The organism is Kitasatospora sp. NPDC015121 (assembly GCF_055562955.1).
The window spans coordinates 71,657-84,554 of sequence record NZ_JBVHEH010000004.1 but is presented as its reverse complement, the minus strand read 5'-3'; the positions used below and the strand labels follow the sequence as shown (position 1 = coordinate 84,554).

Sequence of the window (12,898 nt, the reverse complement as noted above, 5' to 3'; positions counted from 1 at the left end):
GGCAGGGGTCGTCCGCCACGGAGAATAGCGAACGACCGATCGTTAATAGCGAACGGTCGTCAGGTTATGCTCGCTCCATGAGCCCGCGCAAGTCCGCCGCCGAAGCCACCGCCACCCGCGCCCGGATCCTCGACCGCACCCTCGCCCTGGCCGTCGTCACCGGACTGGAGGGCGTCACCATCGGAGCGCTCGCCGACGACCTGGACATGAGCAAGGCCGGGGTGATCGGCCCGTTCGGCACCAAGGAGGAACTCCACCTCGCGGCCGTGGACGAGGCGGTGGCCCGCTTCCGGGAGACGGTCCTCGCCCCGCTGTCCGGCGCCGACCCCGGCGCCGGACGGCTGGTCCGGGCCCACGACGCCTGGTTCGCCTACATGACCGCCGACGGGCACGCGGGCTGCCTCCTCACCGCCGTCGCCGCCGAGTTCGACGCCCGCCCCGGCCCGGTCCGCGACCGGGTCCGCGCGGCGCTCGCGCGCTGGGACGCCTTCGTCCTCGGCGAACTGGACGCGGGCCTCGCCGCCGGCGAGCTGCCCCCCGGCACCGACACGGCACAGCTGCTCTTCGAACTGCGCGGCATCGCGCTGGCCGCCGACCAGGGCATCCAGCTCTGGCAGGACCCGCAGGCCGCCACCCGCGCCCGCCGCGCCGTCCGCCGTCTCCTCGCACCCGCCTGACACCCCGCCGCCGCCACCGCCACCGCCACGGCCCCACGGCGCCGCCGCAGCCCCCGCCCCGGCCGGGCCCGGCGGCGGCCGCCGGCAGCGCCCGTGGCCGGCGCTCGTGGCCGGCGCTCGTGATCAGTACACCTAGTCGGCGGCGGTCAGGAACGCGTCGCCGAACAGCCAGTTGCCGAGCGCCCCGGCGTCGTCGCTGGTCCAGAACTCCCAGAGCGCGGCGGCCAGTTCACCGACCGACAGGGTGCCGTCGCCGTCCAGGTCGAGCCGTTCGAAGGCCTGGTCGGCGGTGCCCGGCGGCAGGCCGAGGGCGCGGTGGAAACGGGTGAACTCCTCGGCGGTGACCCGCCCGTCGTCGTCGCGGTCGCACAGCGCCCAGATCGCCCCGGCGGCGGCCAGCGCGCCGGGGCCGGGCGGACCGGCCTGGGCACCGGAGAGGCGGAGCAGCCCGGCCCGGTACTCGTCCGGGTCGATCCGGCCGTCGCCGTCGACGTCCAGCTCGGTGCGCAGCGCCTCCCACCAGGCGGCGCCGACCCGGAGCATCGCGACCGACTTCGGCGAGTCGAACGGCACCCCGGCGGCGGCGATCAGCCGGGCCGTCAGGGTCAGCACGTCCGCCGCGTCGACCACCCCGTCGCGGTTCTGGTCGGCGAAGCCGAAGCACACGTCGATCTTCCGCTCCAGCACCCGGTTCTCCCCGGCCGTCCCGGTCATCGCCACCTCCGCCGCCTGGCCACCGTGCCGGTCACCGTGCCCGGGCCAAGCTAGGCCCCGCACCCGGGCCCGGGCGCGGAACACGCCGGGCCGCTGCGCCGTCCGGGTGGCGGCCAGCGGGTCGGCGACGGCCCGGTCCGGACGGTCTCCTAGCGTCGGGGAGCCCGCCCGCACCCGCTCCGGAGCCGCCGCGTGAACGAACCGACCGACCGCCCGCTGGACCTGCTGATCACCGGCGCGGACGTCGCCGACGGCACCGGACGCGACCTGCGCGCCGTCGAGGTCGGCATCCGCGACGGCCACGTGGTCGCCGTCGGCCCGCGGCTCGACCGGCCCGCCGCCGGGACGCTGGACGCCCGCGGCCTGGTGCTCGCCCCCGGCTTCGTCGAACTGCACAGCCACGGCGACCCGGTGGCGCTGCGCGACGCCGAGAGTTCGCTGCGCCAGGGCGTCACCACCGAGATCCTCAACCCGGACGGCTTCGGCACCGAGGGCGCCCCCTGGACCGACACCATGGCCACCCCCGACATCGAACGGACCCTGGCCTTCGCCGCCGAACCCCCCGGCCCGGCGATCAACGTCGGCGCGTACGTCGGCCTCGGCGCGGTCTGGGCGGCCGGCGCCGGCTGGGAGGACCGCCGCCCCGCGCCGGACGCGCTGGAGCGGATGCGCGCCCTGGTGCGGCGGGCCGCCGGGGCCGGCGCCTGGGGCGTCTCGGCCGGCCTCTACTACCCGCCCAGCGCGTACGCCACCACCGACGAGGCCGTCGCGGTGGTGTCGGCCGCCGCGCCCTGGCGGATGGCGTTCGCCAACCACATCCGCAACGAGGGCCCGCGGGTCCGGGAGGCCACCGCGGAGAGCCTGCTGATCGCCGAACGGGCCGGACTCGTCCCGGTCATCGCCCACCTCAAGGCGATGGGCCCCGACAACTGGGGCGCCACCACCGACACCCTCGCCGCGCTCGCCGCCGCCCGCGCCCGGGGCGTGCCCGCCGCCGGGGAGGTCTACCCGTACCTGTCCAGCCGCACCGGCCTGGCCGTCCTCGTCCCGCCCGAGCACCGCTCCGGCGGCGAGGCCGCGATGCTCGCGGGCTTCGCCGACCCGGCGAAGCGGCGGCAGGTCGCCGCCGGGATCCGGCGGATGCTCGGCGAGCGGGTCGCCGACGCGCGCGGCGTCCACCTGGAGGGCACCGGCGGCACCCTCGGCGCGTACTGCGCGGAACACGCCGTCGGCGCGGGCGAGGCCGTCATCCGGCTGCTCGAACGGGACCCGCAGGCGATGGCGGTCTACGACTTCGGCCACGAGAGCGACCTGGAACGGATCCTCCGCCAGCCCTACGTCGCGATCGCTTCCGACGGCGGCGCCTGCCGCGACGAACGCACCCACCCCCGCCACTACGGCACCCAGCCCCGGGTGCTGGCCCGCTACGTCCGCGACCGGCACCTGCTCACCCTCCCGCAGGCCGTCCGCCGGATGACCGCGCTGCCCGCCGCGATCCTCGGCCTGCCCGACCGCGGCGTGCTCGCCCCCGGCGCCGTCGCCGACCTGGTCCTGTTCGACCCCGACGCCGTCCGCGACCTGGCCACCTACGAGCGGCCCCGGCAGTACGCCGAGGGCGTCCGGCACGTCCTGCTCGCCGGGGCCTTCGCGCTGCGCGACGGCCGCCCCACCGGCCTGCGGGCCGGCCGGGTGCTGCGCCGGCCCCCGTACGCGGTCAGCGACCCGGACGCCGGCCGGACCGGCACCGGCGTCCGGGTCACGGCCCGCGGACCCGGCTGCGCACTCGACCTGACCGGCGGCGCGCGCGGCGGCCCGGCGACCGGCCCGGTACGGCTGCGCGACCCGGACGGGCGGACCTTCACCGCCACCGGCGCGGGCAGCCTGCGGGCCGGCCGCGACTGGGCCGTGCTGACCGGTCTCGGGACGTACGGCGACGGGCCCGCCCGGCCGTTCCACGCGGTCGTGCAGGCCGCCGACCCCCGGCAGCGCGGCCGCCCCTCCGTCGCCTGGTCCGTCGCCGGGGCGCCGCCCGCGTACGCGGCACTGGACGGCGCGGTGACGGTGGCGGCCGCCGCCGACGACCCGGTCACTGGCGGGTGACGGCCGCCTCCACCGCAGCGGACGGTGCCCCCGCCGCCGTCGCCGGGTCCGCGCCGGAGGTGAACGGGCCGAGCAGCGCCCGGTGGTCGCCCGGGTCGACCAGGCGCAGGCCGCGGTCCCGGAACGCGGCGAACTCCGCCGGGCCGGGCAGCGAACGGTAGCGGCGCAGCGACCGGTCCTGCCGCAGCGCGGGCACCGGCCGCCCGGCCAGCACCCGGGGCAGCACGTCCAGCAGCACCCGGACGCCCTCCGGGTAGGCGTGCGCGACGTGCCAGGCGAGCGAGCGCGCCGGGTCGACCGGGAGCCGGCCGATGCCGAGGACCGGGCCGGTGTCCACGCCCCGGTCGATCCAGTGGACCGTGCAGCCGATCGAGTCCCGGCCCTCCAGCATCGTCCAGAACGGCGAGAACAGGCCCGCGTAGCGCGGGAGTTCACCCGGGTGCACGTTGAGGACGCCGAGCCGGGGCACGGCCAGCGACTCCTCGTGGAAGATCAGGCTGAACCGGACCGAGACCACCAGGTCCGGGGCGAACGCGGACAGCGCGCGCAGCCCGTCCCCGCCGTTGACCTCCCGCACCGGGCGGCACTCCAGGCCGTGGCGGCGGGCCAGGTGGCCGAAGCTCAGCAGCCGGCCCGGCGGGCGCTCCAGCCCGTCCAGGGCCGGGAACAGCAGCCGGTTGGGCAGGTCGCGCTCGAAGCGCCGCAGCCGGGCCAGCTCCGGCACGCCGTGCTCGTCGGCGCGCGCCACCTCGGACATCAGCACCTGCACCCGGTGCCCGGCCAGCCCGGGCAGCAGGTGGTTCAACGCCACGCAGCCCGGCAGGTCGCGCTTGGTGCACACGGTGATTCGCATGCCCCCACCCTCACCGCGCCCGGCCCGCGCCGCACCGCGCCCGCCGTCCGCCGGGTGACGGCCCGGGACCGGCGCGGGCCCCGGGGGCGGGCCGCTGCGGGGACCGCGCTTCAGGACCGGCGGGCGTGGTCGCGGAGCCAGGCCAGGACCTGGCCGGCGTGCCGGTCCGGCGGGAAGACCGGGTGGAAGACGTGCTCGACCACGCCGTCCAGGACGACCAGGGTCAGCCGCCGGTAGAGCGTCAGCCCGCCGGTGGTGAAGGTGGGGAGGTCCAGCGCCCCGGCCAGGCGGCGGGCGGGGTCGGACAGCATCCGGAACGGGAGGCGGAGCCGTTCGGCCACCTCGCGCTGGTAGTCGCCGTCCTGGCCGGAGAGGCCGTACACCCGGGCCGCGCCGGCCGCGAGGAGGTCCTGGTGGTGGTCGCGGAAGCCGCACGACTCGGCGGTGCAGCCCCGGGCGCCGGGGATCGAGTTCCAGCCCTCGGGCAGGTCGGTGTCCGGGCGGCCGGTCAGCGGGTAGACGTAGAGCACCGTGCGTCCGGGGCCCAGCGCGGCGAGGTCGACGGTGGTGCCGTCGGTGGCGGGGAGCTCCAGCCGCGGCATCCGCGCCCCGGGCAGGTGGTCGGCGGCGCCGTCGTCCGCGGGGACGGGCAGCCCGGCGGGCAGGACCGCGTGGTCGGCGATCAGGCCGTTCGTCCGGTCGGTGCCTGGGCCGGGGCCGGTGCCGGGGTCGGTCGTGCGGTCGTGCGGTCGGTCGGGCGTGCGGTCGGTGATGCGGTCGGTCATCGGTTCCCCTCCGTGGGCCGGTGCGAAGCGGCTGGTGCGGTGGGCGGCCTCGCGCAGGTGCGCCACCAGCACCGCCCGGCGGGCGGTGAGGCCCTCGATCCGCTGCGTCAGCTCGTCGATGGCGCCCCGGTACCCGGCCAGCGCGGCCGGGCAGTCGTCCGCGTGCGGGTGGCCCAGGGCCAGGCACTCCAGGAACGGCCGGGTCGCCTCGGCGGGGATGCCGAGGCGACCCAGCGTCCGGATCTCCCGCGCGAGCCGTACGTCCTGCTCGTCGTAGTCCCGGTAGCCGTTGGCCAGCCGGGCCGGTGCGAGCAGTCCCAGCGACTCGTAGTAGCGCACCGCCTTGGTCGTCACACCCGCTCGCCGGGCCACCTCACCGATCCGCACGCCGCTCACCTCGAAGAACCCTAAACCTTGCCCCTGAGGGTAAGGTCAAGCGCCGCCGTGCCCGGGCACCGGCCCGCTCACCGGCCCGGGGCGGGCGGCCCGGTGCTGTCCGCGGGTTCAGTCGGCCGGGTCCGCGGCCAGGTGCCAGGCCAGGGCGAGCACCGCCGCGTCGTCGTCGGTGCCGCCCGCGAAGGCGCGGGCGTCCCGCTGGAGGCGGTCCACCAGCTCCTGCGGCGGCAGGCCCGCGCAGGCGGCCAGGCGGGCCGACAGCGGGTAGAAGGCGCCGGAGCCGTCGCGGGCCTCGGACAGGCCGTCGGTGTACAGCAGCAGCGTGTCGCCCGGCTCCAGGCGGACGACCTCCCGCTGCCGCGCGCCGGGGGCGTGCAGTCCCAGCGGGAGCCCCGGCCGGACCGGCAGCTCGGAGACGTCCGCCCCGCGCAGCAGCAGCGGTGCCGGATGCCCGCAGGACAGGCCGCGGACCCGCCCGTCCGCCCCCGCCTCCAGCAGCAGCGCCGTGACGAAGGACTCCGGGTCGGTGAGGTACCGGCGCAGACTGGTGTCCAGCCGCTCGGCGAGCGCCTCCAGCGAGGGCGCGTCCAGCACCGCCTCGTGGAAGGCCCCGAGCACGACCGCCGCCGTCGCCACCGCGTCCAGGCCCTTGCCGCGCACGTCACCGATCAGCGTCCGCAACCCCGAGGGGGTATCTGCCACCGCGTACAGGTCCCCGCCGATCCGGGCGTGCCGGGCCGCCGCCCGGTAGGCCGCGGCGATCGCGTACGGTCCGACCGCCGCCGGCACCGGACGCAGCACCGCCCGCTGCGCCGCCTCCGCCACCGTCGCCACGCTCACCAGCCGGGCCGCCGCGCGCTCGCCGCGCCGCACCACGAAGCAGGCCAGCGCCGCGATCCCGGCGATCACCAGGGTGGTCCCGACCGCCGCCCCGGCGGGCCCCGGATCGGAGAGCACGAACACCCAGCGGGTGGCCGCCGCGACCAGCGCCGCCGCGACGATCGCGAGCGGCCCGAACGCCAGTGCCACCATCGCCGGCACCGCCACCAGCACCGACGGCAGGTGCCAGCGCTCCGTCCCGTACTGCAGGCCCACCACCAGCGCGTACAGCGCGACGGCACCCAGCAGCGCCACCGCGCGGGTCACCGGCGCCGGATCCCCGGCACCGCCCCCGGGGCGGTCGTCGACGGGCGTACTCCCTGGTTCTCCTGCGGCCCTGCCGCCACGAGCGGACACGCCGGACAGTCCACCAGCCGATCCGCCCGGCGGACCGCTCCGACACGGCCGCCCCGGCACGGCCGCGCCGGAGCGGCCCGCCGCCCACCGCGCGCGGCCGTGCGTCGACGGTCAGGAACGCCGGAGCTTCCGGACGACCAGCCACACCACCACGCCCACCACCACGACCACCAGCACCAGCACGATCAGGAAGCCGATCAGGCCGCCCTTCGACTTCTTCTTCTTCTTCGCCTTGCTCTTCGCCAACTGTGCGTGCTGCTCCGCCCGCAGCCCGACCGACGCCCGCACCTGCCCCTGCGCCGGCCCGCCGACCGCCGGCGCCTGCGGCCCGCCCGCGACCGCGGCCGCCGCGACAGCCGCCCGCGGCGCGGCCGCCGCCGTACCGGTGGCCAGCGTCGCGCCGCCACCCACCAGCGCCAGCGCCAGCAGCGCCCCCGCCAGACGTGTCCTCATCAGCCCTACCCCGTTCCCGCCCGGCCCCCGCGGCCGGCGTCCGGCCCACTCTGGCAGGCCCGGCCCGGGCCGCGACAGGGGAACGCGCCGGGCCGTTCCCGGACTGTGACGGTGTAACGGGATCGTGCCCCACGGAACGCTCAGTCGAAGTCGAACCGCTGCTCGGCATCCGCGACTTGGGCGAGGTGCAGGGGCGGGGGTGATACACGAGAAGCAGGTTGCCGGCCATCAAGCCGATGGATGTACTCCGGGGGAAGGCCACCTGGCCGCCAGCGCCGGCTCCTTTCGACGAGAGGGCGGATCGCGGCGCGCACTCGGTCCGGTGCCAGGTGGCTGATCCGGGTGAACAGCGTGCCGAGAGCCGAATCGCCCAGGACGCCGAACTGCTCCAGCGCGGTCAACCGTTCGAGCGGCAGGGCCGTGGTCGGGCTCGTCCTGTCGAGCATCGCCGACGTCTTCCGGGACGGCGATCGTTGCCCACCCAGGGCGATGGTCACGGCGGATGACGTCGTGAGCAGGGTTTGGAGCTCGGGGGTGGGGAGGGGGGTGATGATTCGATCGAGTGGGTCGACCAGCTCGTCCGGCAGGGGCGGACCCGGGACGGTGATCAGGGCGGTCGAGGCGGTCGATCGTGCCGCGGCCCGGGACGGCGGTGCCGGAGACCGAGGTGAGGAGGTGGTAGGCGGTCGCACCCTCCGTGATCAGGCGGGTGATGTTCGCGTGTTCCTCGTGGACGGCCGCGGTCAGCCGGCGCACCGGGGCCTGGATCGGCTTGCCGGTCCACTTCACCCGGTAGACCGTGAACGTGCCGCCCGGGCCGGGGAGCACGGCGTCGCGGCCGCCGTCGCCGTGGCCGACGGGGAGGCAGCGGATTTCGGGCAGGTCATGGGCGAGGAGCGCGCCGCAGAGTCGTTGGAAGGGCTTCTCGCCGAGTCGTTCGTACTGGTCATCGCCCGTCAGCTCGGTCAATCGTTCCTCCGCGCCCGCCCCGTGAGCCATCGACCCTGGCCGAAGCCTCGGACGGCCGGGTCGATGGCTCGGCAGCGGGACCGGGGGATCAGTCCTGCGGAGCGCCCGGAGTGCCCGGGGTGACGGGGGTGAGGGCCGGGGGCCAGTCGGGGAGGAGGTCCGCCGTCTGCGGGGCGTAGAGGCGGAGGGTGACGGTGAAGGTGCCGGAGGTGGGGATGGGGAGCCAGTTGGCGGTCCGCGTGGAGGGGTCGGCGGGGGGATCGGCCTGGACGTGGAGGGTGGTGGCGCCGTCGGGGTCGGTGAGGGGGGTGGCGAAGTGGCCGATGGCGTAGATGTCCTCGGGGTTGTCGACCAGGAAGCTGGCGGAGTCGTAGGCGGTGAGTGACCAGAAGGCGTTCACCGGGGGAAGCTGCCCGGCCGGGAAGGTGAGGGTGTAGGCGAGGGGGGCGCCGTCGGCGTCGGTGGCGGCGTTGCCGGCCATCGGGTAGAGGGCGTCCTGCGGGAGGTTGGCGCCGAGGCCGATGTCGGCGACGTAGGCGCGCTGCAGGTAGTCGGTGCCGTAGGTGCCGATGCCGGTGGTCATGAAGGTCCAGCCGTTGACCGGGGCTGGGCCCTGGTGGTGCGCGATGGCGTCGAGGCCGGCGGCCTTGGCGAGGTCGAGGGTCTCGGCGTCGGGGAGCCGGTCGGCGTCGTACGGGTGGAGGCCGAGTTCGGCGAGCAGCGCGGAGGTGCGCTCGTCCGGCGGGTCGAGGGGGGTGTGCTCCAGCAGGGCGGCGAGCTCCTCGAAGAACTCGGGGCCGGTGAGCCGGGTGATCTCCTCGGACGGCGGGGTGGTGGGCAGGTTGGGGTCGTAGCTGCCGCCGGGGGGCGTGTAGGCGCCGCCGTCGGTCCAGACGTCCAGCGGGAGCAGGCGCATCTGGTCCTGATAGCCGGTGACGGTCTGCACCTCGGCGTCGCTGGTGTCGTGCAGTTCGATGCGGCCGATCAGCCAGACGGTGTCCGTCGGGAACGCCACCCGCAGCAGGCCGTCCGGGAGTTCGCCCTGCCAGTCGGGGCCGGTCAGCGCGTACGAGTAGACCTGGACGTCCTGGGTGGAGTCGATGGCCGGGGCGGTGAGCGGGGCGATGCTGCTGGGGGACTGCTCGCTGGTGTTGGACCAGGCGTCCATCAGCTGCATCAGCCAGTAGCGGCCCTCGTCCATGACCGGGACCTCCAGCACGAGCGGCCCGGCGGAGAGGTCGATCCAGGCCTGGGTGTAGAGGGTGTCCAGGTTGGGTCGGACCACGTCCTTCGTCTCGGGCGTGGGCAGCGTGGTGTGCTGGCAGAACTGGTTGACCGGGGCCTGGGTCGCGTTGGGCTGCTCGGTGTTGGTCTGCAGCCGACGGGTCAGCTCCATCATGACCGGCGCGTAGCCGAAGACGTAGGCGTCGGTGGCCTCGGCGAGCTGCGGACGCCGGGTCGGGTCGTTGGTCAAGTCCTCGTCCTCTCAAGCGGGTTGGAGCACTGACGCTAACGACCTGGGCGGGGCGGCCACAGCGGTGGATCAAGCCGATGTGAAGGGCCTGCACAAATGGATGGTTAGGTTCCGTTCTTCCCCGCTCGTCACAGTGATCACGTCTGCCGGTCCCGCGCGGCCGGCGTATCCGCTCGTCGGGGCGGCGGGCCCGGGAGGGCGGGCCGGGCCCGGCGTCGGCGCGGCGGTGGCGCGATCGGGACTGCCGCCGACCGCACCGGGAGGGGAGGCCGGTGGATCCGGGACGGTCCCTGGCGGGAAGGTGTGAATGGTGCTTCACTTCTTCCATGGCCTACCGCAAGACCCCGGCCGAGATCCGCCGGCTCGACACCGCGAAGGAACGCCTGGTCGCCCGGGCCACCGAGGTCGTCGCCGAAGTGGGCTGGGCGCAGGCCTCCGTCACGGCCGTCGCCGACGCCGCCGGGATCGCCGCCGGCTCCGTCTACCAGCACTTCCCCTCCAAGGCGGCGCTCGCCGTCGAGGTCTTCCGGCGCGCCGCCGGACGCGAGGTCGAGGTGCTCGGCGAGGTGCTGCGCGGCCCCGGCGACCCGCTCGAACGGCTCGCCCGCGGCGTCCGGGTGTTCGCCCGCCGCGCGCTGGAGAACCGCGGCCTCGCCTACGCCCTGCTCGCCGCCCCCGCCGAACCCGCCGTCGGCGCCGAACGCCTCGCCTTCCGCCGCCGCTACCGCGCCCTGTTCGCCGAAGTCGTCCGCGAAGGCGTCGCCACCGGTCGACTCCCCGCCCAGAACGGCGAGGTCACCGCCGCCGCGCTCACCGGCGCGATCGGCGAAGTCCTGGTCGACCCGCTCGGCACCCCCGCCGCCGCCGACGTCGACGCCCTGCTCGCCGACCTCACCGCCCTCGCCCTGCGCTGCGCCGGTGCTCCACCCGCCTGAACCCACCGCCCCGCCCGCGCCCCCACACCCTCCGGAGCCCCCGTGACCGCCAGCCGGCCCACCGCCACCACCCACCACGTCACCAACCAGGCACCGCCGTTGACCGGACACGACGTCGCCGCCGACCCCGTCCTGCTGGAGGGGCTGGACCGCGAGGGCGCCGGCTGGCACCGCGTGGAACTCCACCGCCTCGGCCGGCTGGCCGGCGGCGAGCAGGCCCAGCGGTGGGCCGACCAGGCCAACCGGCACGAACCCGAGCTGCGCACCCACGACCGCTACGGCAACCGCGTCGACGAGGTCGAGTTCCACCCCGCCTACCACCACCTGATGGACCTCTCGGTCGGCGCCGGCCTGGCCGGCGCCGCCTGGGCCGACCCCCGCCCCGGCGCGCACGTCGCCCGCGCGGCCGGCTTCATGGTCGCCACCACCCTCGAACCCGGCCACCTCTGCCCGGTCTCCATGACGTACGCCGTCGTCCCGGCGCTCCGCCACGCGCCCGAACTCGCCGCCGTCTACGAGCCGTTGCTCACCAGCCGGACGTACGACCCCGGGCTGCGCGCCCCCGCCGGCAAGCGCGGACTGCTGGCCGGCATGGGGATGACCGAGAAGCAGGGCGGCAGCGACGTCCGCGCCAACACCACCACCGCCGTCGAACAGGCCGACGGGAGCTGGCGGTTGCGCGGCCACAAGTGGTTCACCAGCGCGCCGATGAACGACCTGTTCCTGGTCCTCGCCCAGGCCCCCGGCGGCCTGTCCTGCTTCCTGGTGCCGCGCGTACTGCCCGACGGCGCCCGCAACACCTTCCGGATCCAGCGCCTCAAGGACAAGCTCGGCAACCGCTCCAACGCCAGCAGCGAACCCGAGTTCGACGACACCGTCGCCTGGCTGGTCGGCCCCGAGGGCAAGGGCGTGCGCACCATCATCGAGATGGTCACCATGACCCGGCTCGACTGCGTCCTCGGCTCCGCCGCCGGCACCCGCGCCGCCCTCGCCCAGGCCGCCCACCACGCCCGCCACCGCGCCGCGTTCGGCGCGCTGCTGATCGACCAGCCGCTGATGCGCAACGTCCTCGCCGACCTCGCGCTCGAATCCGAGGCCGCCACCACCCTCGCCCTCCGGCTGGCCGGCGCCGCCGACCGCGCCCAGCGCGGCGACACCGGCGAGAAGGCCTTCCTGCGGATCGCCACCGCGGTCGCCAAGTACTGGGTCTGCAAGCGCCAACCCGCCGCCGTCGCCGAGGCGTTGGAGTGCCTGGGCGGCAACGGCTACGACGAGGCCTCCGGCCTGCCCCGGCTCTACCGGGAAGCCCCCCTCAACAGCATCTGGGAGGGCTCCGGCAACGTCACCGCCCTCGACCTGCAGCGCGCCCTCGCCCGGGAACCCGGGACCCTCGACGCCCTCGCCGCCGAAATCGACCTCGCCGCGGGCACCGACCGCCGCCTCGACGCCGCCTGGCACGCCCTGCGCGCCGAACTGCGCCCCACCGAGGACGCCCCGCTCCGCGCCCGCCGCGTCATCGAACGCACCGCCCTGGTCCTGCAGGCCGCCCTCCTCGTCCGGCACGCCCCCGCCCCCGTCGCCGACGCCTTCTGCGCCTCCCGCCTGGCCGGCGACCACGGCCTCGCCTTCGGCACCCTCGCCCCCGCCACCGACCTCACCGCCCTGCTCGACCGCCTGCCGCAGGCCTGAACTCCCCTCCGGCAGGCCGGGTCCCGAGGCCGGGAGCCGAGGCCGGGTCCCGAGCCCGGGGCCCGGGAGCCGGGCTCAGGAGTCGGGCTGGGTGAGGGCGAGGCCCCAGTGGACGTCCGGGTCGGTGGTCCTGACGCCGACCTGGAAGGAGGCGGCCAGCGCGGCGGGGACGGTGGCGGTGCCGGTGCCGGTGGTGCCGGCGGGGCAGGGGACGGTGAACTCGGTGGGGGAGGCCGACTCGCCGGAGGCGGTGGTGAAGGTGACCAGGGCCTTGGCGGGGCCGGTGGCGCCCTGGCAGGCGAGGGTGATGGTGACGGGGCGGCCGGAGGGGGTGGCGCCGCCACTGACCGCGCCGCCGTTGCCGATCCAGTCGGGGATCCAGAGCAGGCCGTCGGGGCCGGGGTGGGGGAGGACCTCGCCGCTGCCGGCCGAGCCGGGAGCGGTGGAGTACGCGGTGTCGGCGGAGTCGGCGCCGGCGGTGACGGCCGCGACGGTGCCGGCGATGACGGCGGTCGCGGCGGCGGTGCCGATCCAGACGAGGTTGGCGCGCTTCACGGTGGGTCCCCTCCCCGGTGGCCGGGCCCCGATGGCCCGACGCATGCGAACGGTGTCGTTCG

12 protein-coding genes are annotated in these 12,898 nt (G+C 76.3%); 4 read left to right on the top strand and 8 right to left on the bottom strand.

From position 1 onward, the window contains the following. Positions 1 to 77: 77 nt before the first annotated feature. On the top strand, positions 78 to 677 hold the full coding sequence (locus ACZ3J7_RS06325; protein WP_465617419.1) for a TetR/AcrR family transcriptional regulator: 600 nt from the start codon (positions 78 to 80) through the stop codon (positions 675 to 677). A gap of 132 nt (positions 678 to 809) precedes the next feature. Here the strand turns inward: ACZ3J7_RS06325 and ACZ3J7_RS06320 are convergent, their stop codons facing one another. Further along, positions 810 to 1,391, bottom strand: coding sequence for an EF-hand domain-containing protein (locus ACZ3J7_RS06320; RefSeq protein ID WP_465617417.1), 582 nt, complete (start codon positions 1,389 to 1,391; stop codon positions 810 to 812). A gap of 192 nt (positions 1,392 to 1,583) precedes the next feature. Here ACZ3J7_RS06320 and ACZ3J7_RS06315 point away from each other — a divergent pair, with 192 nt between their 5' ends. Then, entirely contained in the window at positions 1,584 to 3,491 is a 1,908-nt protein-coding gene (locus ACZ3J7_RS06315; RefSeq protein ID WP_465617416.1) for an N-acyl-D-amino-acid deacylase family protein, read from the top strand. Here the strand turns inward: ACZ3J7_RS06315 and ACZ3J7_RS06310 are convergent. The 6 genes from ACZ3J7_RS06310 to ACZ3J7_RS06285 all read right to left on the bottom strand — a co-directional run bounded on the left by ACZ3J7_RS06310 (position 3,478) and on the right by ACZ3J7_RS06285 (position 9,657). Then, on the bottom strand, positions 3,478 to 4,344 hold the full coding sequence (locus ACZ3J7_RS06310; protein ID WP_465617414.1) for a formyl transferase: 867 nt from the start codon (positions 4,342 to 4,344) through the stop codon (positions 3,478 to 3,480). The genes ACZ3J7_RS06315 and ACZ3J7_RS06310 overlap by 14 nt on opposite strands. Before the next feature lie 110 nt (positions 4,345 to 4,454). Next, positions 4,455 to 5,516: a MerR family transcriptional regulator gene (locus tag ACZ3J7_RS06305; protein ID WP_465617412.1), complete on the bottom strand. Its 1,062-nt coding sequence runs from the start codon at positions 5,514 to 5,516 to the stop codon at positions 4,455 to 4,457. A 117-nt stretch (positions 5,517 to 5,633) separates the two neighbouring features. Then, on the bottom strand, positions 5,634 to 6,671 hold the full coding sequence (locus tag ACZ3J7_RS06300) for a PP2C family protein-serine/threonine phosphatase (RefSeq protein ID WP_465617410.1): 1,038 nt from the start codon (positions 6,669 to 6,671) through the stop codon (positions 5,634 to 5,636). Positions 6,672 to 6,872: 201 nt separating this feature from the next. Further along, positions 6,873 to 7,214, bottom strand: coding sequence for a hypothetical protein (locus ACZ3J7_RS06295; RefSeq protein ID WP_465617408.1), 342 nt, complete (start codon positions 7,212 to 7,214; stop codon positions 6,873 to 6,875). A 140-nt stretch (positions 7,215 to 7,354) separates the two neighbouring features. Next, a complete protein-coding gene (locus tag ACZ3J7_RS06290) occupies positions 7,355 to 7,711 on the bottom strand; it encodes a hypothetical protein (protein ID WP_465617406.1) in 357 nt (118 codons plus the stop codon). A 560-nt stretch (positions 7,712 to 8,271) separates the two neighbouring features. Beyond that, positions 8,272 to 9,657: a DUF1254 domain-containing protein gene (locus ACZ3J7_RS06285; RefSeq protein ID WP_465617404.1), complete on the bottom strand. Its 1,386-nt coding sequence runs from the start codon at positions 9,655 to 9,657 to the stop codon at positions 8,272 to 8,274. A gap of 326 nt (positions 9,658 to 9,983) precedes the next feature. Between ACZ3J7_RS06285 and ACZ3J7_RS06280 the strand changes: the two genes are divergently transcribed. Both ACZ3J7_RS06280 and ACZ3J7_RS06275 read left to right on the top strand, forming a co-directional pair. Beyond that, complete coding sequence (locus ACZ3J7_RS06280) at positions 9,984 to 10,592, top strand: TetR/AcrR family transcriptional regulator (RefSeq protein WP_465617402.1); 609 nt, start codon at positions 9,984 to 9,986, stop codon at positions 10,590 to 10,592. Between the two features lie 42 nt (positions 10,593 to 10,634). Continuing rightward, on the top strand, positions 10,635 to 12,281 hold the full coding sequence (locus ACZ3J7_RS06275; RefSeq protein ID WP_465617400.1) for an acyl-CoA dehydrogenase family protein: 1,647 nt from the start codon (positions 10,635 to 10,637) through the stop codon (positions 12,279 to 12,281). Between the two features lie 75 nt (positions 12,282 to 12,356). Here the strand turns inward: ACZ3J7_RS06275 and ACZ3J7_RS06270 are convergent, their stop codons facing one another. Beyond that, positions 12,357 to 12,836: a hypothetical protein gene (locus ACZ3J7_RS06270; RefSeq protein WP_465617398.1), complete on the bottom strand. Its 480-nt coding sequence runs from the start codon at positions 12,834 to 12,836 to the stop codon at positions 12,357 to 12,359. Positions 12,837 to 12,898 lie beyond the last annotated feature (62 nt).

Coding starts and splice junctions, on each gene's coding strand:
- ACZ3J7_RS06310 (WP_465617414.1), bottom strand. CDS start 4,344: ATGCGAATCACCGTGTGCACCAAGCGCGACCTGCCGGGCTGCGTGGCG.
- ACZ3J7_RS06295 (WP_465617408.1), bottom strand. CDS start 7,214: ATGAGGACACGTCTGGCGGGGGCGCTGCTGGCGCTGGCGCTGGTGGGT.
- ACZ3J7_RS06280 (WP_465617402.1), top strand. CDS start 9,984: ATGGCCTACCGCAAGACCCCGGCCGAGATCCGCCGGCTCGACACCGCG.
- ACZ3J7_RS06320 (WP_465617417.1), bottom strand. CDS start 1,391: ATGACCGGGACGGCCGGGGAGAACCGGGTGCTGGAGCGGAAGATCGAC.
- ACZ3J7_RS06325 (WP_465617419.1), top strand. CDS start 78: ATGAGCCCGCGCAAGTCCGCCGCCGAAGCCACCGCCACCCGCGCCCGG.